22 protein-coding genes are annotated in these 17,109 nt (G+C 72.3%); 6 read left to right on the top strand and 16 right to left on the bottom strand.

All coding sequences use genetic code 11. From position 1 onward, the window contains the following. The first annotated feature begins 1 nt into the window (after position 1). The 3 genes from ACFPYL_RS18800 to ACFPYL_RS18790 are packed head-to-tail and all read left to right on the top strand — an operon-like array spanning position 2 to position 4,502. Positions 2–1,132: a carboxylate-amine ligase gene (locus ACFPYL_RS18800; protein WP_379157798.1), complete on the top strand. Its 1,131-nt coding sequence runs from the start codon at positions 2–4 to the stop codon at positions 1,130–1,132. 6 nt (positions 1,133–1,138) lie between these two features. Next, positions 1,139–2,752: an FMN-binding glutamate synthase family protein gene (locus tag ACFPYL_RS18795; RefSeq protein WP_379157795.1), complete on the top strand. Its 1,614-nt coding sequence runs from the start codon at positions 1,139–1,141 to the stop codon at positions 2,750–2,752. Positions 2,753–2,780: 28 nt separating this feature from the next. Continuing rightward, entirely contained in the window at positions 2,781–4,502 is a 1,722-nt protein-coding gene (locus tag ACFPYL_RS18790) for a thiamine pyrophosphate-dependent enzyme (RefSeq protein WP_379157792.1), read from the top strand. Positions 4,503–4,511: 9 nt separating this feature from the next. Here the strand turns inward: ACFPYL_RS18790 and ACFPYL_RS18785 are convergent, their stop codons facing one another. The 3 genes from ACFPYL_RS18785 to ACFPYL_RS18775 are packed head-to-tail and all read right to left on the bottom strand — an operon-like array spanning position 4,512 to position 5,487. Next, on the bottom strand, positions 4,512–4,817 hold the full coding sequence (locus ACFPYL_RS18785) for a DUF4235 domain-containing protein (protein ID WP_379157789.1): 306 nt from the start codon (positions 4,815–4,817) through the stop codon (positions 4,512–4,514). After that, a complete protein-coding gene (locus ACFPYL_RS18780; RefSeq protein ID WP_379157786.1) occupies positions 4,814–5,059 on the bottom strand; it encodes a DUF3618 domain-containing protein in 246 nt (81 codons plus the stop codon). The genes ACFPYL_RS18785 and ACFPYL_RS18780 overlap by 4 nt, the downstream gene beginning before the upstream one ends. Then, a complete protein-coding gene (locus tag ACFPYL_RS18775) occupies positions 5,056–5,487 on the bottom strand; it encodes a phage holin family protein (protein ID WP_379157783.1) in 432 nt (143 codons plus the stop codon). Before ACFPYL_RS18775 ends, ACFPYL_RS18780 begins: the two co-directional genes overlap by 4 nt. A 57-nt stretch (positions 5,488–5,544) precedes the next feature. Here ACFPYL_RS18775 and ACFPYL_RS18770 point away from each other — a divergent pair, with 57 nt between their 5' ends. Then, a complete protein-coding gene (locus tag ACFPYL_RS18770) occupies positions 5,545–6,168 on the top strand; it encodes a methyltransferase domain-containing protein (protein ID WP_379157780.1) in 624 nt (207 codons plus the stop codon). A gap of 151 nt (positions 6,169–6,319) precedes the next feature. On the opposite strand, the gene ACFPYL_RS18765 is transcribed toward ACFPYL_RS18770, so the two are convergent. Both ACFPYL_RS18765 and ACFPYL_RS18760 read right to left on the bottom strand, forming a co-directional pair. After that, a complete protein-coding gene (locus ACFPYL_RS18765; protein WP_379157778.1) occupies positions 6,320–6,535 on the bottom strand; it encodes a CDGSH iron-sulfur domain-containing protein in 216 nt (71 codons plus the stop codon). After that, the gene (locus ACFPYL_RS18760) at positions 6,532–7,494 is read right to left on the bottom strand and encodes an iron-containing redox enzyme family protein (RefSeq protein WP_379157775.1); all 963 of its coding nucleotides are present in this window, start codon (positions 7,492–7,494) and stop codon (positions 6,532–6,534) included. The genes ACFPYL_RS18765 and ACFPYL_RS18760 overlap by 4 nt, the downstream gene beginning before the upstream one ends. A 121-nt stretch (positions 7,495–7,615) precedes the next feature. Between ACFPYL_RS18760 and ACFPYL_RS18755 the strand changes: the two genes are divergently transcribed. Further along, on the top strand, positions 7,616–8,410 hold the full coding sequence (locus tag ACFPYL_RS18755; RefSeq protein ID WP_379157772.1) for a sigma-70 family RNA polymerase sigma factor: 795 nt from the start codon (positions 7,616–7,618) through the stop codon (positions 8,408–8,410). Here the strand turns inward: ACFPYL_RS18755 and ACFPYL_RS18750 are convergent, their stop codons facing one another. From ACFPYL_RS18750 to ACFPYL_RS18730, 5 genes are all read right to left on the bottom strand, one after another. Next, positions 8,411–9,025 carry a flavodoxin family protein gene (locus tag ACFPYL_RS18750; protein ID WP_379157769.1) on the bottom strand — a complete coding sequence of 205 codons (615 nt, stop codon included), beginning with the start codon at positions 9,023–9,025 and terminating at the stop codon, positions 8,411–8,413. It abuts the gene before it with no gap. Next, positions 9,022–9,678 (bottom strand): HAD family hydrolase, encoded by a 657-nt coding sequence (locus ACFPYL_RS18745; protein ID WP_379157766.1) that lies wholly within the window; start codon positions 9,676–9,678, stop codon positions 9,022–9,024. The genes ACFPYL_RS18750 and ACFPYL_RS18745 overlap by 4 nt, the downstream gene beginning before the upstream one ends. Then, positions 9,675–10,673 (bottom strand): LLM class F420-dependent oxidoreductase, encoded by a 999-nt coding sequence (locus ACFPYL_RS18740; RefSeq protein ID WP_379157763.1) that lies wholly within the window; start codon positions 10,671–10,673, stop codon positions 9,675–9,677. The genes ACFPYL_RS18745 and ACFPYL_RS18740 overlap by 4 nt, the downstream gene beginning before the upstream one ends. Position 10,674: 1 nt before the next feature. Next, a complete protein-coding gene (locus tag ACFPYL_RS18735; protein WP_379157760.1) occupies positions 10,675–10,893 on the bottom strand; it encodes a DUF7218 family protein in 219 nt (72 codons plus the stop codon). A 76-nt stretch (positions 10,894–10,969) separates the two neighbouring features. Next, positions 10,970–11,917 carry a TIGR03557 family F420-dependent LLM class oxidoreductase gene (locus ACFPYL_RS18730; RefSeq protein ID WP_379157758.1) on the bottom strand — a complete coding sequence of 316 codons (948 nt, stop codon included), beginning with the start codon at positions 11,915–11,917 and terminating at the stop codon, positions 10,970–10,972. 105 nt (positions 11,918–12,022) lie between these two features. On the opposite strand from ACFPYL_RS18730, the gene ACFPYL_RS18725 reads away from it, so the two are divergent. Further along, positions 12,023–12,676 (top strand): UdgX family uracil-DNA binding protein, encoded by a 654-nt coding sequence (locus tag ACFPYL_RS18725; RefSeq protein WP_379157756.1) that lies wholly within the window; start codon positions 12,023–12,025, stop codon positions 12,674–12,676. On the opposite strand, the gene ACFPYL_RS18720 is transcribed toward ACFPYL_RS18725, so the two are convergent. The 6 genes from ACFPYL_RS18720 to ACFPYL_RS18695 all read right to left on the bottom strand — a co-directional run bounded on the left by ACFPYL_RS18720 (position 12,673) and on the right by ACFPYL_RS18695 (position 17,109). Beyond that, positions 12,673–13,446: a VOC family protein gene (locus tag ACFPYL_RS18720; RefSeq protein ID WP_379157753.1), complete on the bottom strand. Its 774-nt coding sequence runs from the start codon at positions 13,444–13,446 to the stop codon at positions 12,673–12,675. The genes ACFPYL_RS18725 and ACFPYL_RS18720 overlap by 4 nt on opposite strands. Continuing rightward, positions 13,443–14,396 (bottom strand): YihY/virulence factor BrkB family protein, encoded by a 954-nt coding sequence (locus tag ACFPYL_RS18715; protein WP_379157750.1) that lies wholly within the window; start codon positions 14,394–14,396, stop codon positions 13,443–13,445. Before ACFPYL_RS18715 ends, ACFPYL_RS18720 begins: the two co-directional genes overlap by 4 nt. 77 nt (positions 14,397–14,473) lie before the next feature. Beyond that, positions 14,474–14,770 (bottom strand): hypothetical protein, encoded by a 297-nt coding sequence (locus ACFPYL_RS18710; protein ID WP_379157747.1) that lies wholly within the window; start codon positions 14,768–14,770, stop codon positions 14,474–14,476. A 189-nt stretch (positions 14,771–14,959) separates the two neighbouring features. Then, positions 14,960–15,238 carry a hypothetical protein gene (locus ACFPYL_RS18705; protein ID WP_379157744.1) on the bottom strand — a complete coding sequence of 93 codons (279 nt, stop codon included), beginning with the start codon at positions 15,236–15,238 and terminating at the stop codon, positions 14,960–14,962. A gap of 36 nt (positions 15,239–15,274) precedes the next feature. Continuing rightward, positions 15,275–16,555, bottom strand: coding sequence for a cation:proton antiporter (locus tag ACFPYL_RS18700; protein ID WP_379157741.1), 1,281 nt, complete (start codon positions 16,553–16,555; stop codon positions 15,275–15,277). Next, entirely contained in the window at positions 16,552–17,109 is a 558-nt protein-coding gene (locus tag ACFPYL_RS18695; RefSeq protein WP_379157739.1) for a hypothetical protein, read from the bottom strand. Before ACFPYL_RS18695 ends, ACFPYL_RS18700 begins: the two co-directional genes overlap by 4 nt.

Genomic DNA, 17,109 nt, shown 5'->3' with positions numbered 1-17,109 from the left:
CGTGACCGTCCGGAGCGTCGGGGTCGAGGAGGAGCTGCTGCTCTTCGACCCCGAGACCCGGGAGGTGGTGCCGGCGGCGCCCCGGGTGCTCAAGGAGTTCCACGAGCACGGGAGCGGCCGCGAGCCGTCGACGGCGGCGTCCGACGACGTCGACCAGGAGCTCTTCCGGCACCAGCTCGAGACCCGCACCGACCCGACCACCGACCTCGACGACGTGGTGGCGCAGCTGACCGCCGCGCGTCGTACGGCGGGGGAGGCGGCGCGCGCCAGCGGGCTCGCGATCGGTGCGTGCGCGATCGTCCCGCTGGCGGGGGACCGCTCGGTCGTCACGCCCGGCGACCGCTACCGCGACATGGTCGACACGTACGGCGAGGTCGCGCGCACCGGCGGCACCTGCGGGATGCACGTCCACGTCGCGATCGACTCCGACGAGGAGGGCGTCGCCGTCATCGACCGGATCGCGCCGTGGCTCCCGGTGCTCCTCGCGCTCAGCGCCAACTCGCCGTACGTCGACGGGCGCGACAGCGGTTATGCCTCGTGGCGCGCGCAGGTGTGGTCGCGGTGGCCGAGCGCCGGCCCGACGGAGGCCTTCGGGTCGCTGGAGGGCTACCGCGAGGTCTGCCGCGTGATGCTCGCCTCGGGTGCCGCGCGTGACGCCGGGATGCTCTACTTCGACGCCCGCCTGGCGGTCGAGCACCCCACGGTCGAGATCCGGGTCTGCGACGTGTGCGCCGACCAGGGGCACGCGGTCGTGATCGCCGCCCTGGCCCGGGCGCTCGTGGAGACGGCCGCCCGGGAGTGGGCCGACGGTGCGCCTGCACCGGCGTGGCGCGCGGAGTCGCTGCGGGTGGCGCACTGGCGTGCGGCCCGCTTCGGGCCGACGGGCTCGCTCGTCCACCCCGTGCTCGGTGAGGTGCGACCCGCCCGCGAGGTGCTGGACGCCCTGGTCGACCACGTCTCCACGGCCCTGGCGGACGCCGGCGACACCACGCGGGTCGAGCAGGGCCTGGCCGAGTCCCTCCACGACGGCGGTGCGGCCCGCCAGCGCGCGGCGTACGAGCGGACCGGCGACGTCGCCGGGGTGGTCGACGACCTGATCGCGCGCACCGAGCAGTCGTGGGACACCGCCTGAGGACGGATGGGAAGGCGCCCCACCGGGTACGTCGGGGGCGTGCTGCGCTTCTTCGTGCTCGCGGGCCTGGTGGTCCTCGGCGCCCTCACCGTGCTGGCGGCGGCGATCGGCGGCTGGGGGTGGTGGGTGCTGGCTGCGGTCCTCCTCGGACTGCTCGCCCTGGGCTGCTACGACCTGCTGCAGAAGCGCCACTCGGTGCTGCGCAACTACCCGGTGCTCGGCCACCTGCGGTTCCTCCTCGAGGGCATCCGGCCGGAGCTGCAGCAGTACTTCATCGAGCGGAACTTCGACGGCCGGCCCTACGACCGCGACACCCGCTCCGCGATCTACCAGCGCGCGAAGGGCGTCAAGGAGGAGCAGCCCTACGGCACCGAGCGCGACCTCGAGTCGGTCGGCTACGAGTACCTCGTGCACTCGACCGCCCCGGTCCCGCCGATGGACCACACGCCTCGGGTGCGGATAGGCGGCCCGGACTGCACCCGGCCCTACGACATGGCGCTCCTGAACGTCTCCGCGATGAGCTTCGGGTCGCTGTCGGCCAACGCGATCGAGGCCCTCAACCGCGGCGCCGCGCAGGGCGGCTTCGCCCACGACACCGGTGAGGGCGCGATCAGCCCCTACCACCGCAACGGCGGCGACCTGGTCTGGGAGATCGGGTCGGGCTACTTCGGTGCCCGCGCCGACGACGGCCACTTCGACGAGGCGCAGTTCGCGGACAAGGCCGCCGACCCGCAGGTGAAGATGGTCAGCCTCAAGCTGAGCCAGGGCGCGAAACCCGGGATCGGCGGGGTGCTGCCGGCGGCGAAGGTGAGCGCCGAGATCGCCAGCACGCGCGGGATCCCGCAGGGCGAGAAGTGCATCTCGCCGGCGTACCACCACGTCTTCTCGACCCCGCGAGAGCTGGTGCGCTTCATCGCCCGGTTCCGCGAGCTGGCCGGCGGGAAGCCGGCCGGGTTCAAGCTCTGCGTGGGCTCGCGCGTCGACGTGCTCGCGATCTGCAAGGCGATGGTCGAGGAGGGCGTGACCCCGGACTTCATCGTCGTCGACGGCGCGGAGGGCGGCACCGGCGCGGCGCCGCTCGAGTACGAGGACCACGTCGGGATGCCGCTGACCGAGGGGTTGATGACCGTGCACAACGCCCTGGTCGGCGTCGGGCTGCGCGACCGGGTCCGGATCGGGGCGAGCGGCAAGGTGAGCAGCGGCATCGACGTCGTGAAGCGGATCATCCAGGGCGCCGACTACACGAACGCCGCCCGCGCGATGATGCAGGCCGTCGGCTGCATCCAGTCGCAGCGCTGTCACACCAACCGCTGCCCGGTGGGCGTCGCCACGCAGGACCCGAAGCGGATGCGCGCGCTGGACGTGCCGACGAAGACCGAGCGGGTGGTCCGCTACCAGGCCGCCGTCGTGGACCAGGCGACCCAGGTGATCGCCTCGATGGGGCTCTCGTCCTTCGACGAGCTCCGTCCGCACATGCTGCGGCGGCGCGTGCACGACGGCGAGATCTCGTCGTACGCCGAGCTGTTCCACCACCTCGAGCCGGGCGAGCTGCTCGGCTCACCGCCGGCCGCCTGGGAGCGCGACTGGCTGGCGGCCGACCCGGACCGCTTCCAGCCCTGACACCTCTGCACCGACCCGAAGGAGAGCCATGCCCACCGTTGCCGAGCTGCTCGTGGACGCCCTCGCCGAGCACGGCGTCACCCAGGTGTGGGGTGTCGTCGGGGACGCGCTCAACCCCGTCACCGATGCCATCCACCACAGCGACCGGGTGACCTGGATGGGCGTGCGGCACGAGGAGGCGGGCGCCTTCGCCGCCGGAGCCCAGGCCCAGCTGACCGGACGTCTGGGCGTCTGCATGGGCACCGTCGGGCCGGGCTCGATCCACCTCCTCAACGGCCTCTACGACGCCAAGAAGTCGCACGCGCCGGTGCTGGCGATCTGCGGGCAGGTGCCGCGGCCCGAGATCGGGAGCGACTTCTTCCAGGAGGTCGACAACGACGTCCTCTTCGCGGACGTCGCGGTCTTCACGGCCACCGTCAGCAGCCCCGAGCAGCTGCCCGCCCTGATCGAGCGGGCCGGCAACGCCGCGCTCCAGCAGCGCGGCGTCGCCGTGCTCACGCTGCCCGGAGACGTGGGCGGCATGGACCTGCCCAAGGACACGCCGGTCCCGCGCTTCGTCACCGACCTCCCACCCGTGCCGCCGCTGGCCGCCTCGGTCTCCGCGGCCGCGGCCGCCATCAACCAGGGCCGGGTGACGATGCTGGTGGGTGCCGGCGCCCGCGAGGCGCGGGCCGAGGTGCTCGCCGTCGCCGACCGGCTCTCGGCGCCGATGGTCGTCACCCTCAAGGGCAAGGAGGGGCTGGAGCACGACAACCCGTTCGAGGTCGGGCAGTCCGGCCTCCTGGGCAACCACGCCAGCGCGGTCGCGTTCGACGGCTGCGACGTGCTGCTGATGGTCGGCACGGACTTCCCGTACAAGGAGTTCTACCCGTCCGGCAAGGTCGTCGTGCAGGTCGACGCGCTGGGGGAGCACATCGGCCGCCGGCACCCGGTCGACCACGCGGTGGTCGGCGACGCCCGGGTCTCGCTGCAGGCCCTGCTGCCGCTGCTCGAGGCGCGGACCGACACGTCGCTGCTCGACAAGGCGCGTTCGTCGTACGAGTCCTGGCGCGAGCGGCAGCAGCACCTCACCGACCCCGACTACGAGCGGAAGCCGGTCGGGCTGCTGCGCCGCAAGGTTGAGAACCCGGACGACCGGATCCGTCCCGAGCTGCTGGCGTCGGTGGTGGACCGTCAGGCCGCCGACGACGCGGTCTTCACGACGGACACCGGCATGGCGACCACGTGGCTGGCCAGGTTCGTGCGGATGCGCGGGCACCGCCAGCTGCTCGGCTCCTTCAACCTCGGCTCGATGGCGAACGCGATGCCGCAGGCGCTGGGCGCCCAGGCGCTCGACCGGGACCGCCAGGTCGTCGCGTTCTGCGGCGACGGCGGCCTCTCGATGCTGCTCGGCGACCTGATCACGGCGGTCACCCACGAGCTGCCGGTCAAGCTCGTCGTCTTCGACAACGGCAGCCTCGGGATGGTGAAGCTCGAGATGGAGCAGGTCGGCCTGGCGCCGTACGGCACGAAGCTCGAGAACCCCGACTTCGCCGCGGTGGCGGAGGCGATCGGGATGCGCGGCATCCGGGTCGAGGACCCGCACGACGTCGAGGAGGCCGTGCTCCAGGCGCTCACCCACCCTGGGCCGGTGCTGCTGGACGTGCTCACCAACCCCGACGAGATCGCGATCCCGCCGAAGCCGACCCTGGAGCAGGGCTGGGGCTTCGCGATCGCGAAGTCGAAGGAGTTCCTCGAGTCCTCCGAGTGACGGTGCGGCTCAGTCGCCCGGCCACTCACCGGTCCAGCGCTCGAAGAGCCGGGCGCCGCCGCGGTTGATCAGGGCGCGGACCACCGAGAAGATCGCGCCCTGCACGAGCGCCGCGAGCAGGATCTTCTGCAGCGGGTACTCCGACTCGAGCGGCTTGGGCGGGTCGTCGGTGCTCGTGGGGTCGACCCGCTTCCAGACCTGCTGGAAGACCTGGCCCGCGATGAGACCGCCGAGCACGCTCGCGACCAGCCCCCACGGGCGGTAGAGGATCTTGGCGGACCGGCTGGACCGCTTCTCGGGCTGCGTCGAGGTCATCGGTGGTCCTTCCGTCGTACGCCGCGAACCACGGCGAGGGCGATGACGAGCGCGAGGACGCCGCCCGCCACGAAGGCGGTCTGCGTCGGTCGACCGTCGGAGGTCACGAACCGGTCGCGGACGCGGCTCTTCACGTCGAGGCGTGCGGCGAGCTGGTCGACCGTGTCGGCGAGCTCGGCGCGGGTGCGCTCGATGTCGGCCTCCAGGTCCGCGGCGATCGGGGTCGGGTTCGTCTCGGTCATGAGTCGCTCCTGTGGTGGCGAAGGGTCTCGACGTCTTCCTTGACGCCCTCGACGGCTCGCGTCGGGACCGGCGGGACAGCCTTGGTCACGCGGTTCTTCCCGAGGAGCGCCGCGACACCGGCGGCGGCCAGCACCACGACGGCGACGATCAGCGCGGCCAGCCAGGCGTCGACGGCGAGGGAGAGCGCGAGGATCGCGGTCGCGATCAGCGCGCCCACGCCGTACAGCGCCAGGAGGCCGGCGGCGCCGAACATGCCGGCCCCGATGCCGGCCTGCTTGGCCTTGCCGGACACCTCGACCTGGGCGAGGCGCAGCTCGTCCCGGACGAGTTGCGAGAGCTCCGTCGAGAGCTGGGAGACCAGCTCTCCCGTGGACGGTTGCGTCGGTTGCGTCATGTCGCTCCGGTGCCCGGGAGCGCGGTCGGTCATGCGGCACTCACCTGACCGGGTGAGGTTGCCAGGCCCGCGGGCGGACACCGATCCGACGTGACCGCTCTCCAGACCCAGCACGTGGACTTCGGCTCCCTGCGCATCGCCTTCGACGACCGGGTGCTGCGGCCCCGGGCGTGGACGGCCGACCAGTCGCGGTGGGCGGCCGAGCTGATCACGACCGCGCCCGAGGGCGCGGTGCTCGAGCTCTGCGCCGGAGCGGGGCAGATCGGTCTCCTCGCGGTCGCCGACTCCGACCGGCACCTCGTCTGCGTCGACCTGTCGCCGGTCGCGTGCGACTACGCGCGGCGCAACGCCGAGGCTGCCGGGATGGCGGACCGCGTCGAGGTCCGCGAGGGCTCGATGGACGCCGTGCTCCGCGAGGACGAGCGGTTCGCGCTGGTCGTGGCCGACCCGCCGTGGGTACGGCGCACCGACGTCGAGCGCTACCCCGAGGACCCGGTGCTCGCGATCGACGGCGGCGACGACGGTCTCGACGTGGCCCGGCTGTGCCTCGGCGTCGCGCGCCGGCACCTGCACCCGGACGGGTCGGTGGTGCTCCAGATCGGGACGCTCGAGCAGGTCGACCGGCTGCGCCTCGAGCTCGCCGGCACTGGCCTGGTGATCGCCGAGGTGCGCGAGGGCGAGCGCGGCGTGCTGGTCCGGCTGGACCTCAGCTAGGACGTTTTGATCAAGTCTCGGTCGAGCTGAGCGTCGTCAGGCGCGTGCGATGGCAAGGCGTCCGTCGCGATGGCATACCCGTTCGTCTTCCGAGCGGCGGCAACGCGGCCAGCGTGCGTGCATGGCGGCGATCAGCCGACCACGGACTTGATCAAGGCGTCCCAGGTCGCAGCCGCTCGGGCAGCACCTTGTGGGTGCCATCGCACCACGGGAGCGACGAGGACTTCTCGCACCGGCAGACGGCCGTGACCGGCCGGGTCGTCTCGTGCGGCACGCCTTCCGGGTCCTCGACGACGTGCCGACCGCGCAGCAGCATCGGGCCTCCAGGGCAGAGGAGCGTCTCCGGGTGCTCGTACGACGTGGTCATGCGACGTCCCGCTGCTCGGAGACACCCCAGCGGTCCAGCATCCGTCGCGCGACCCGGTCCTCGAGGTCCAGGCACGTGAACGCGCCGAACCAGGCGTCCTCCTCGAGCTCGGGCTCCTCCTCGAGCACGGCACCGAGCACGGTGCGGACGGCGAGCTGCTCGTGCACCGCGTCGGCCTCGACGTGCTCGGCGTAGTAGTCGACCAGCTCGGCCGGGAAGCCCAGCCGCTCGAGGCCCTGCACCATCCGCCGCGACGGCAGCGAGCTGGTCGCCTCGAAGGCGGCGAGGTGGCCGAGGGCCGCGGCCCGGTGCCGGCGGTGCAGGCCGAGCATCGTCATCGCGTTGTTCTGCTCGAGCGTCTCCGTCGAGGCGTCGTCGACGTAGGTGCCGTACGTCGCGTCCAGGCCGCTCGCCTCCATCCCGAGCGCGAAGAGGTGGTGGTGCAGCCGGTTCGGGTCGCCCGCGCCGTACTCGTCGTACTGGAGCTCCATCAGGGCCGCCTTGGCCCGGACACCGAGCCGGGGAACCACCCACGCGGTGGGGTCGGACTCCATCAGGTGGTAGAGCGAGCGCTCCCGCAGCATCTCGAGCACCTGGTCGCGGGTCGCGTCGCGGTGCACGTACGTCGCCAGGGACGCGCCATCGTGCTCATCCACCCAGGCGAAGAAGTCGTCGACGAAGGAGCGGTCGGTGGGCGGGGTGAAGCGGGCGCGGAGTCGGCGTTCGAGGTCGTCCTCGAGGAGCACCCTCAACCGCAGCAGCTGGGGGTCCCACTCCAGCTCGTCGGGCACGCCGTTGACCGCCCGGTAGTGGAGCTGGTGCAGCACCCACAGGCAGAGCGTGCCGTCGTCGACGGACGCGCCGGACACCTCGGCGAGCACGGGCAGGAAGTCGTCTCCGGACCGTAGGCCGGCGAAGAGGGCCTCGCTCAGCGGGCCGCGTGGGGTGGGGAGCTCCATGTTCGGGTGGTACCCGTCGACACCGGCGGCACGCTCACCCGTCCGACGAACGCGCAGAAGTCACCCCGATGGGTGAACGCTCAACCGTTTGCTCGGTACCCGCCCGGGGGAGGACACCAGCATGTCCATCCCGGAGGCAGTGCGGGTCAGTGCGACCCAGTCCCGACAGAACACGACGAACCACCTGCTGCGCGAGGCGCAGCACGCGACTCCCCCCGAGCGGCAGCGCCTCATCGACGAGGTCATCGTCGCGAACATCGAGGTCGCCCGGTCGATCGCCCGCAAGTACCGCAACCGCGGCATCCCCACCGAGGACCTCGAGCAGGTCGCCTGCGTCGCCCTGGTGCGAGCCGCCAACAACTTCGACCCGGCCAAGGCCGACGACTTCCTCTCGTACGCCGTGCCGACCATCCGCGGCGAGGTGCGCCGCCACTTCCGCGACCACGGCTGGGCCGTCCGCCCGCCGCGCAGCATCCAGGAGCTCCAGTCCGCGATCCACCGGCTCTCGGCGGACGCGGGACGCGAGGAGTCCGACGACGACGTGGCCGCCCAGCTCGGCGTGACCGTCGACGACGTACGCGCAGCGCGCGGCGCCCAGGGCTGCTTCGCTCCCGCGTCGCTCGACGTCCCCGTCCACGAAGGTGGAGACTCGCTGGGCGCGACGCTGGTCGGCGACGGGTATGACGAGTTCGACGGGGTGGAGGCGCGGGTCTTCCTCGACACCCTGACCCGTGAGCTGAAGCCGCGCGAGCGCCTGGTCCTCTACCTGCGCTTCGTCGAGGGACGGACGCAGTCGGAGATCGGTGCGGAGATCGGGGTCACCCAGATGCAGGTGTCCCGGATCCTGGCCAAGCTGCTGGCGACGATGCGCGAGCGCGCCGGGGTCGCGGGCGAGCGCATCGAGGTCGCCTCGTAGTCAGGAGGCGGGGTACGGCGCGTCCTTGAGCAGGCGTGCCAGGTGCACGGCGTTGCGGGCGACCGTCTTGGTCGTCTCGTCGGTCTTGTCGGGCACGGAGTCCAGGTCGAGGTAGTCGGTGGACTGCATGGCCTCGCCGACCCAGTAGGTGCTGCCGTTGGCCGGCGTCGTGAAGCCGGTGTCCGACAGGGCCTGCTGCACCTCCGCGACGACGTGGTGCGCGCCGTCCTCGTTGCCGACGACGGCGACCACGGCGACCTTGCCGAACGTCAGCATCCGGCCCTCGTCGTCGGTCTCGCTGATCTCGGCGTCCAGGCGCTCGAGCGCCATCTTGCAGACGGACGCGGGCTGCCCCATCCAGATGGGCGTCGCCACCACCAGGATGTCGCTGGCCAGCATCGCGGCCCGGATCTCCGGCCACCCGTCGCCGTCGCCCTCGTCGGTGCTGACGCCGAACTTCACGTCGTGGTCGACCACCCGCACCACCTCGCCGCTCGCGCCGAGCCGTTCGAGCTCCTCCAGCACCTGGCGCCCGAGCAGGTCGGAGCTGGACGGTGCGGGGCTGGGCTTGAGGGTGCAGACGAGCACCAGGGCGCGCAGCGGCGTGTCGGTCATCGGTTCATCTCCTGGGTCCAGTCGATCGTGAGCAGGTCGTGGGGGAGCTCCGCCACCTGAAGCGCCCCGGCGTCGAGCAGCTCGGCGCGGCCGAAGCCACCCGAGCGCAACGCGATGCAGCCGAGGTCCGCACGTGCGGCTGCCTCGACGTCGTACACGGTGTCCCCGACGAAGACCGCGGTCTCCACGTCGCCGAGCCGTCCGAGGGTCTCCTCCACCAGGTCGGGCTCGGGCTTGGAGTCGTCGACGTCCTCCGAGGTGACGAGCGCGCTGATCGCGGACCCGATGTCCAGCAGGTCCACGGCCTCCTGCGCGAACTGCGGGTCGCCGGACGACGCCAGCGCGACGACGAAGCCGGCGTCGGCGAGCCAGCGGACGAGCTCCGCTGCGCCGGGGAGCGGCTGCACCTCGGCGCGCAGGGCGAGGTACTCCTCGCGCCAGGCGTCGCGCAGGTCGTCGCCGTACTCGTCCTCGGTCTCGTCGTCGGCGACCTCGGCGACGAGCCGGTCGCCACCCATGCCGATGGTGCGGTGGATCCGCCACAGCGGCGGCACCTCGGTCATCCGGGTGAAGGCGCGGTGCCACGCGACGGCGTGGTGGTAGGTCGAGTCGACCAGGGTGCCGTCGATGTCGAAGAGGACGGCCGAGCTCATCCGGTCGCTCCGGGGGCTGCCGCCCGCAGCTTCTCCAGCAGGGGACCAGCCGCCTCGGCGAGGAACCGGTCCTGGCCGTCGTCGCCGATCTGCACGAGCGCGATGTCGGTGAAGCCGGCCTTCCAGTACGCCGACACCGCCTCGACGACCGCGTCGAGGTCCGGACCGCACGGGATCGAGTCGGCGACGTCCTCGGGGCGCACGAACTGGGTCGCACCCGCGAAGCCTGCCGGCGTGGGCAGGTCGGCGTTCACCGGCCACCCGCCACCGAACCAGCGGAACTGCTCGTGCGCCTTCTTCACGGCGGTGTCCCGGTCGGGGTCCCAGCAGATCGGGATCTGCCCGATCGCCCGGGCGTCGCTGCCGATCCGCTTCGCGCCGTCGACCGCGTTCCAGCCCTCGACGAGCGACGACTCCGGCTCGACGCCGATCAGGTGGTCGCCCAGGGGCGCCAGCGCCTCGATGGCCCGGTCGCCGGCGACGGCGAGGCCGATCTCGACCCCTTCGTCCGGGACGTCCCAGACGCGGGCGGAGTCGACCTGGAAGTACTCGCCGCGGTGGTCGACGAGCTCGCCGGTGTGCAGCGCCCGGATGATCTCGACCGCCTCGGCGAGCATGTCCTGGCGGTCCTGGATCGCGGGCCAGCCCTCGCCGACGACGTGCTCGTTGAGGTTCTCGCCGCTGCCGAGGCCGAGCGTGAAGCGGCCCTCCGCCAGGATCTGCAGCGTCGCCGCCTTCTGGGCCACGACGGCCGGGTGGTAGCGCAACGTCGGGCAGGTCACGTAGGTCATCAGCCCGACCCTCGAGGTCGCCTGCGCGACCGCCCCAAGCGTGGTCCACGCGTACGGCGCGTGCCCCTGCTCGGTGAGCCAGGGCGAGTAGTGGTCGCTCATCACCTCGAAGTCGAAGCCGAGGTCCTCGGCAGCGACGGCGTACCGCACCAGCTCGCGCGGGCCGCTCTGCTCGGTCATCAGGGTGTAGCCGAAGCGTGTCATCTCAGTGGCTCGCCTTGCCGCCCTTGCGGCCTGCCTTCTTCTTCTGGGCGGTCGTGCCGCCCTGGCTGCTGTCGCCGCCCTTGCCGCTCTGCTCGCCACCGTGCTTGGAGGCGTCGGGGGAGTTGGCGATCTTGGCCGCCCGCTCCTTCGACATCCCCTTGTCCTTGAGAGCCTCGTACTGCTTCTCGTTCTTCACGTTCGCCGACTTGCCACCAGGCATGGGTGTCCTCCTCGTCCGATCTCGGTACTTGCCGACGAGGTACCCGCGTGCACCTCCGACATTCGTCGAGACGGGCTCAGCCGGCGTCGGGGAGCACATCGGTCTTGTAGAACTCGATCATGTCGAGGAAGTGCGGGCCCATGTTCGCGACGTAGAGCTCGTCGTACCCGGCGTCGGCGTACTCGCGGACCTGCCGGAGGTGTGCCTCGGGGTCGTTGCCGGCGACGACCGACGAGCGGGTCGACTCCATCGTGACGAGCTCGCTCGCCTGCTCGAAATGCTCTGGGGTCGGCAGCACCTGGGCCAGCTCGCCCGGCAGGCCGGCGTTGGGCCAGAGTCGGTGGGCGTGCTCCCACCCCTCCTCCTGGGTCGGGGCGAAGGCGACCTTCGCACCCGCCTGGGCGGGGCGACCGCCGGAGGCGTCCTTGAAGCGGGTGACGAGGTCGGCGTCCGGAGCGGTCCCGATGTAGCCATCGCCGATCCGGGCCGCCACCTCGGCCGCCTTGGGCCCGAACGCCGACACGTAGATCTCCGGCGGCGTCTCGGGCAGGTTGTAGATGCGGGCGTGGTCCACGGCGTAGTGGCGACCACGCTTCGTGACGACCTCCCCGCTCCAGAGCCGGCGGATCAGCGACACCGCCTCCTCGAGCATCTCGAGGCGTAGGTCGAGCGAGGGCCACGGGCCGCCCAGGACGTGCTCGTTGAGGGCCTCGCCGGTGCCGACGCCGAGCGTGAAGCGTCCGTCGAGCATCTCCCCGCACGTGGCGGCGGCCTGGGCGATGACGGCCGGATGGATGCGCACGGTCGGACAGGTGACCGCGGTCGTCACGGGCAGGTCGCAGGCCTGGCTGATCGCCCCGATCACGCTCCACACGAACGGGCTGTTGCCCTGCTCGTTGTTCCACGGATGGAAGTGGTCGCTGATCCACAGGCCGGCGAAGCCGGCTCGCTCCGCGGCGACGGCCTGCTCGACGAGCTGCGCGGGGGAGTACTCCTCGGTGGACAGGAAGTAGCCGATCTTCATGCGTTGTCTCCTCGTCTGGTTCGCTGGCCCGGTGCCCCGCTCGGTGCCCGATCGGTGCGGCGGCATGCGGGTCATGAGGACGCCCCCGGCGGGTACCGCTCCGGCATGGGTGAGGACGGCCGTCCGGGAGCCGCGGCCTGGGTGCCGGAGCGGCTGAGCCTGCGCTCCCTGCGCGAGGCCGCACCGGCCTGCCACGGGTGCGAGCTCTACCGCGACGCGACGCAGGTCGTGATGGGTCGAGGCCGCAGACGGGCGCGTCTCCTGCTCCTCGGCGAGCAGCCCGGCGACCAGGAGGACCGGCAGGGACGGCCGTTCGTCGGCCCGGCGGGCCGATTGCTCGACGACGCCCTGGCAGCAGCGGAGATCGACCCTTCCGACGTCTTCACGACCAACGTCGTCAAGCACTTCAGGTGGTCGGGGACCCGGGGCAAGCGGCGTATCCACCAGTCGCCCACGCGGGCGCACGTCGCGGCGTGCGCGCCGTGGTTGCAGGCGGAGATGGACGTCGTGCGCCCCGACGGGGTGGTGCTGCTCGGCGCCACCGCGGGGAAGGCGGTCTACGGCTCGTCGTTCCGGGTGGGGGACGCCCGTGGCGGCGATCTCGATTGGCCGGCCGATCTCCCGCTCGCTCGCCCGCCGGCCTGGGTCGTGGCCACGACGCACCCATCGTCGGTCCTGCGCGCGGACAATCGGGCGACGGCGTACGACGCGCTGGTCGGCGACCTCGCGGTCGCTGCCCGGCTGCTCGCGAAGGGCTAACCGAGGTCCCGGCGCTCGTGACCGGGCGAGTTCTCGGTGACGCAGAAGAGGAGTCCTGCCGCGTCGCGCAGGACGTGCCATCCGTGCCCCGGCCCGACGTCCTCGGCGCCCAGCGAGAGCAACCGGTCCACCTCCGCGGACGAGTCGTCGGTCCCGTGGTCGAGGTGCGCTCGCACCTGCCCCTCCGCGTCGTCGAGACGCTGGAACAGCAGCTGGAGAGGAGAGCCGGCGTCGTTGTGCCACTTGCCGGCGAACTCCGGCGCCGGCGACTCCGCCCAGCGGTCGCCGAGCAGTGCGCGCCAGAACGCCACCTCCGCCTCGTGCAGTCGCGCCGGCGAGTCGACGCACACCTGCACCATCCGGCTGCGGTGCCCGTCGGGCCAGGCCCGCGGCGGCGCGGGGTCGTGGTCGGTCGCCGGGAGCACGCAGAAGGGGAGTCCGCCGGGTGAGAGGAGCGTCTGCCAACGGTCGCGCTGCGCGACGGGTACGGCGCCGGCGTCGGCGGCGCGCCGGACGGTGCCCCCGGGGTCAGCGCACTCGAGGTCGAGGTGCACCCGCGGGGGGCCGTCGATCTCCTGAAGGTGCACGTACGCGTCGCCGGCCGGCGGGTCGAAGCTGCGCAGCTCGGGATGCCCGGGCCAGGGATCGCCGACCGGCCAGTCCAGGGCGGCCCCCCAGAAGTGTCCCGCGGCCGCGAGCCGATCGGTGGGTACGTCGACCACCGCGTGCAACCACGCGATGTCGGTCCCGCCACGGCGCGCGGGCGTCATGAGTCCTGGTCGGCGCCCCGGGTCTGGCGCAGGCGCCGGCCCCGGTCGATGTCCTGCTGCTCCTTGCGCGCGGACTTCTCGCTCTTGCGGGTTTCACGGGCGGGCAGCTGGATCACCTCCTCCGCCGCGATGCCGGCCTGGAGCTCGCGGCCGCGCTCGAGCTCGGCGTCCAGCTCGGCGCCGAACAGCAGGGCGAGGTTGGTGATCCAGAGCCACAGCAGGAACGCGATGACGCCGGCGAGCGACCCATAGGTCCGGTCGTAGCTGGAGAAGTTCGCGACGTACAGGCCGAACAGCGCCGACGCGACCACCCAGGTGAGGATGGCGACGACGGCCCCGACGCTGATCCAGCGGAACTTCGGCTGCCGGACGTTCGGGGTGGCGTAGTAGAGCAGCGCCACGATGAGCACGACGACGGCGAGCAGCACCGGCCACTTGGCGATGTTCCAGGTCGTCACGACGGCCGACCCGACGCCGATCGCGTCGCCGACCGCCTGCGCCGCGGACCCGGTGAGCACCAGGCCGAGGGCGACGACCGCGGTCAGCACGACGGTGACGAGCGTGACGAGGAGCATCGCCGGTCGCAGCTTCCAGATCGGTCGACCCTCGTCGACCTCGTAGATCCGGTTCATGCCTCGACCGAAGGCGCCGACGTACCCCGACGCGGACCAGAGCGCGGCCGCGAGCCCGATGACCAGCCCGAGCCCGACGTCCTGGCTCTGGCTCAGCTGGGTCAACGTGGGCTCGAGGGTGTCCGCGGCGCTCGAGGCGCCGACGTCGCGCAGGACCTGGAGCACCGTGTCGACCGTGTCCGGCCCCTCGCCCACGAGGCCGACCAGCGACAGCATCGCGATGGCCGCGGGGAAGAGGGCGAGCACCGAGTAGTAGGTGAGGGCGGCCGCGAGGTCCGTGCACTGGTCGTCGGAGAACTCCCGCACTGTCTTGCGCACGACGTAGGCCCACGAGGGCCTCGTGAGGTCTCCCGGCGAGTCCGGCTTCTGGGATGAGTCCGGCTCGAGGACGTGGGTCAACGCCCGGTCCCCGTGGGCGGGGCGGTGGTCGGTGAGTCAGAGCCGACCTTCTCCGATACCTTCTCGGCCACCTTCGAGCCGGCCTCGCTCGCCTTCTCGGCGACCTTGGCGCCCGCCTCGCCGGCCTTCTCCTTCACGACCTCCTGGGCCTGACCGGCGCGGCGCTGCACGCGGGGGTCCTGCCACACCCCCTGCGCCCTGTTCGCGATCTGCTCGTAGCGCTCCCGCCCGGCTCGTGCACCCAGCACGTAGCCGGCACCGAACCCGACGAGGAACGAGATCTTTCCGGCCATGACGGTCTCCTTCGTCCGTGGCTCCCTCCCGACGGGAGCCGTATCTGCGTCTCGGTGCCCACCGCGGTGGCGGCCACTTCCACCCCAACGGGTGAGAGTCCCGGCCCGCACCGGGGTTACCGGTGGGCCAGGTGATGCGGGCCTCGGGGCCGACCTCACTCACGCAGCTGGACCGGCCCCGAGGCCTCGTCACCGGTGCAGCTCGCGAAGCGCGCGGTCGACGTGGCTCTCGCGCTTGCGCAGGATGGTCACCCGGCACCCGGCCGCCTCGACGTCGTCGACCGAGGACACGAGGGCGGACGCCACCTCGGAGGCGATCGTCGCGACCCCGGTCAGGTCGACGGTGAGGCGGGGTGCGGACCGACCGTAGTGCTCGACCGCCTCGCGCACGGCGGCGGACTCCCGGGCGGTACAGGTGCCCGCGATCCGGAGCCGTCGCAGTCCGCCCTCGTAGACGATCTCGGCCATGACACCCGGTGCCCGGACGGCCGAGCGGCAAACGGGTCAGGTCCGGGACGGCTCAAGGCGCATCATCACGGGCGTCGACAGCACCCCGTGGACCAGCACGGAGGCCACCACGGTGAACGAGACCGTGGACCACAGCCAGTCCCCACCCAGCTCGGGTGCCTGGCCCGCGGCGTACGCGAGGTAGTAGAGCGACCCGACGCCGCGGACGCCGAAGAACGCCGCCGCCCACTGCTGCGGGCGGGTCAGGCCGCCGGCGTCGTCGGAGGACCGGGACCAGGGCGCGAGCGCGAGGATCCCCGCGAGCGGACGCACCACGAGGATGAGCGCCAGGCCGATGGCGACCCCGCGCCAGTCCAGGGCGTCCAGGAGGCCGCGGGTCAGCGCGATGCCGAGGACCAGCAGGACGAAGAGCGTCAGCAGCCGCTCGAGGCGCTCGGCGACCTCGTGCATGGCCGCGTGGTAGTCGTGCGAGCGCTCCGCCGAGCGGAACGTCATCGCGCAGGTGAAGACGGCGAGGAACCCGTAGCCTCCCAGCACCTCGCCCACGCCGTACGACGCGATGAGGGCGGCGAGCGCGAGCAACGACTCGCCGCGCTCGGCGACGCGGAGCGAGCGGTTGCTGGATCGGAAGGCGAGGTAGGCGAGCGCCCGGCCGACGACGATGCCGGCGACCACGCCGATGACGATCTTGCCGATGAGGTAGTAGCCCACCCAGGTCAACGCCCACTGCGACACCGCACCCTCGGTGGCGAGCAGGATCGCGACGTACACGAACGGGAACGCGAGCCCGTCGTTGAGACCGGCCTCCGAGGTCAGCGTGAACCGGAGCTCGTCGGCCTCGTCGACCTCGAGGTCGCCGGTCTGCGGGCCGGCGACCTGGACGTCCGAGGCGAGCACCGGGTCGGTGGGGGCCAGACACGCGCCGAGCAGCACGGCGGCGGCCGGCGCGAGGCCGGCGGTCCAGCCGAGCAGCGCCACGGCGGCGATCGTGATCGGCATCCCGATGGCGAGCAGGCGCCAGGTGCTCGACCAGCGACGCCAGCTGGCCGGGTCGCGCGGGGACAGTGGCCTGTCGAGTGCGAGCCCGACGCCCATCAGTGCGACGATCACCACGAGCTCGGTCACGTGCTCGATGGCTGCGCGGTTCTGCTGGGGGTCCAGCGGGAGGTCGTCGGGCAGCGGGGTGAGGCCGATCAGCATCCCGACGCCGACCAGCACCATCGGCGCGGACACGGCCCACCGGGAGAGCAGCTCGGGCAGCACGATCGCGAGCAGCAGGCTCGCCCCGGCGACGAGATAGACGAGATCGGCGGTCACGGTGCGCCGGTGTCGCCTCGGACGAGGTCGGTCACGGCCCGGGCGAGGACGGGCTCGGCGATGCCCACGCGCGTGGCGGAGCGGGTCAGGCGCACGTGCGCGTCGTCCACCTCGATGTCGAGCAGCCCGGCGAGCATGCCGGTGGCGACCTCCACGGTCACCGTCTCCCGGAGGACCTCAGGCGCCCGTCGGGCCGCGTCGTGGGTCCGGAAGCCGAGGTCGGCGTCGCTGACGGCTCCGGCCGCAGAGGCACCGAGGACCTCCGCGAGACGCTGGTGGTGCTCGCCGAACGCGTGCGGGGTGGTCGCGTACAGGTCCACGACGCCGCCCTCGGCGAGCGGGAGCGACAGGCTGCTCATGATGCTGGCGTGGGACGCGGCCAGAAAGGTGAACGTCACGCCGTGCTCGACCAGCGTCACGCTCATCGCGATGCAGTCCGGCACGAATGCCTGCACCTGCTCACTCTCCGCGACCAGCCGCTCCAGCAGGTCGTCGTCGGCCGCCAGTGCGTCCAGGTCGAGGATCGCCTGGCAGGTCTCAAGAATCGGCTCCAT

It is taken from the genome of Nocardioides hankookensis, from assembly GCF_042658885.1.
Taxonomy (GTDB): domain Bacteria; phylum Actinomycetota; class Actinomycetes; order Propionibacteriales; family Nocardioidaceae; genus Nocardioides; species Nocardioides hankookensis.
The sequence above is the reverse complement of the archived record's forward strand: the minus strand, read 5'-3'. Positions and strand labels throughout refer to the sequence as shown.

What these genes read in the sequence shown, in the direction of transcription:
- ACFPYL_RS18695 (WP_379157739.1), bottom strand. Translation starts at nt 17,109, where the DNA reads ATGGAGCCGATTCTTGAGACCTGCCAGGCGATCCTCGACCTGGACGCA.
- ACFPYL_RS18765 (WP_379157778.1), bottom strand. Translation starts at nt 6,535, where the DNA reads ATGACCACGTCGTACGAGCACCCGGAGACGCTCCTCTGCCCTGGAGGC.
- ACFPYL_RS18780 (WP_379157786.1), bottom strand. Translation starts at nt 5,059, where the DNA reads ATGACCGAGACGAACCCGACCCCGATCGCCGCGGACCTGGAGGCCGAC.
- ACFPYL_RS18720 (WP_379157753.1), bottom strand. Translation starts at nt 13,446, where the DNA reads ATGACGCCCGCGCGCCGTGGCGGGACCGACATCGCGTGGTTGCACGCG.
- ACFPYL_RS18750 (WP_379157769.1), bottom strand. Translation starts at nt 9,025, where the DNA reads ATGACCGACACGCCGCTGCGCGCCCTGGTGCTCGTCTGCACCCTCAAG.
- ACFPYL_RS18795 (WP_379157795.1), top strand. Translation starts at nt 1,139, where the DNA reads ATGGGAAGGCGCCCCACCGGGTACGTCGGGGGCGTGCTGCGCTTCTTC.
- ACFPYL_RS18755 (WP_379157772.1), top strand. Translation starts at nt 7,616, where the DNA reads ATGTCCATCCCGGAGGCAGTGCGGGTCAGTGCGACCCAGTCCCGACAG.
- ACFPYL_RS18710 (WP_379157747.1), bottom strand. Translation starts at nt 14,770, where the DNA reads ATGGCCGGAAAGATCTCGTTCCTCGTCGGGTTCGGTGCCGGCTACGTG.
- ACFPYL_RS18790 (WP_379157792.1), top strand. Translation starts at nt 2,781, where the DNA reads ATGCCCACCGTTGCCGAGCTGCTCGTGGACGCCCTCGCCGAGCACGGC.
- ACFPYL_RS18745 (WP_379157766.1), bottom strand. Translation starts at nt 9,678, where the DNA reads ATGAGCTCGGCCGTCCTCTTCGACATCGACGGCACCCTGGTCGACTCG.
- ACFPYL_RS18735 (WP_379157760.1), bottom strand. Translation starts at nt 10,893, where the DNA reads ATGCCTGGTGGCAAGTCGGCGAACGTGAAGAACGAGAAGCAGTACGAG.
- ACFPYL_RS18740 (WP_379157763.1), bottom strand. Translation starts at nt 10,673, where the DNA reads ATGACACGCTTCGGCTACACCCTGATGACCGAGCAGAGCGGCCCGCGC.
- ACFPYL_RS18785 (WP_379157789.1), bottom strand. Translation starts at nt 4,817, where the DNA reads ATGACCTCGACGCAGCCCGAGAAGCGGTCCAGCCGGTCCGCCAAGATC.
- ACFPYL_RS18730 (WP_379157758.1), bottom strand. Translation starts at nt 11,917, where the DNA reads ATGAAGATCGGCTACTTCCTGTCCACCGAGGAGTACTCCCCCGCGCAG.
- ACFPYL_RS18705 (WP_379157744.1), bottom strand. Translation starts at nt 15,238, where the DNA reads ATGGCCGAGATCGTCTACGAGGGCGGACTGCGACGGCTCCGGATCGCG.
- ACFPYL_RS18775 (WP_379157783.1), bottom strand. Translation starts at nt 5,487, where the DNA reads ATGACCGACCGCGCTCCCGGGCACCGGAGCGACATGACGCAACCGACG.
- ACFPYL_RS18760 (WP_379157775.1), bottom strand. Translation starts at nt 7,494, where the DNA reads ATGGAGCTCCCCACCCCACGCGGCCCGCTGAGCGAGGCCCTCTTCGCC.
- ACFPYL_RS18725 (WP_379157756.1), top strand. Translation starts at nt 12,023, where the DNA reads ATGGGTGAGGACGGCCGTCCGGGAGCCGCGGCCTGGGTGCCGGAGCGG.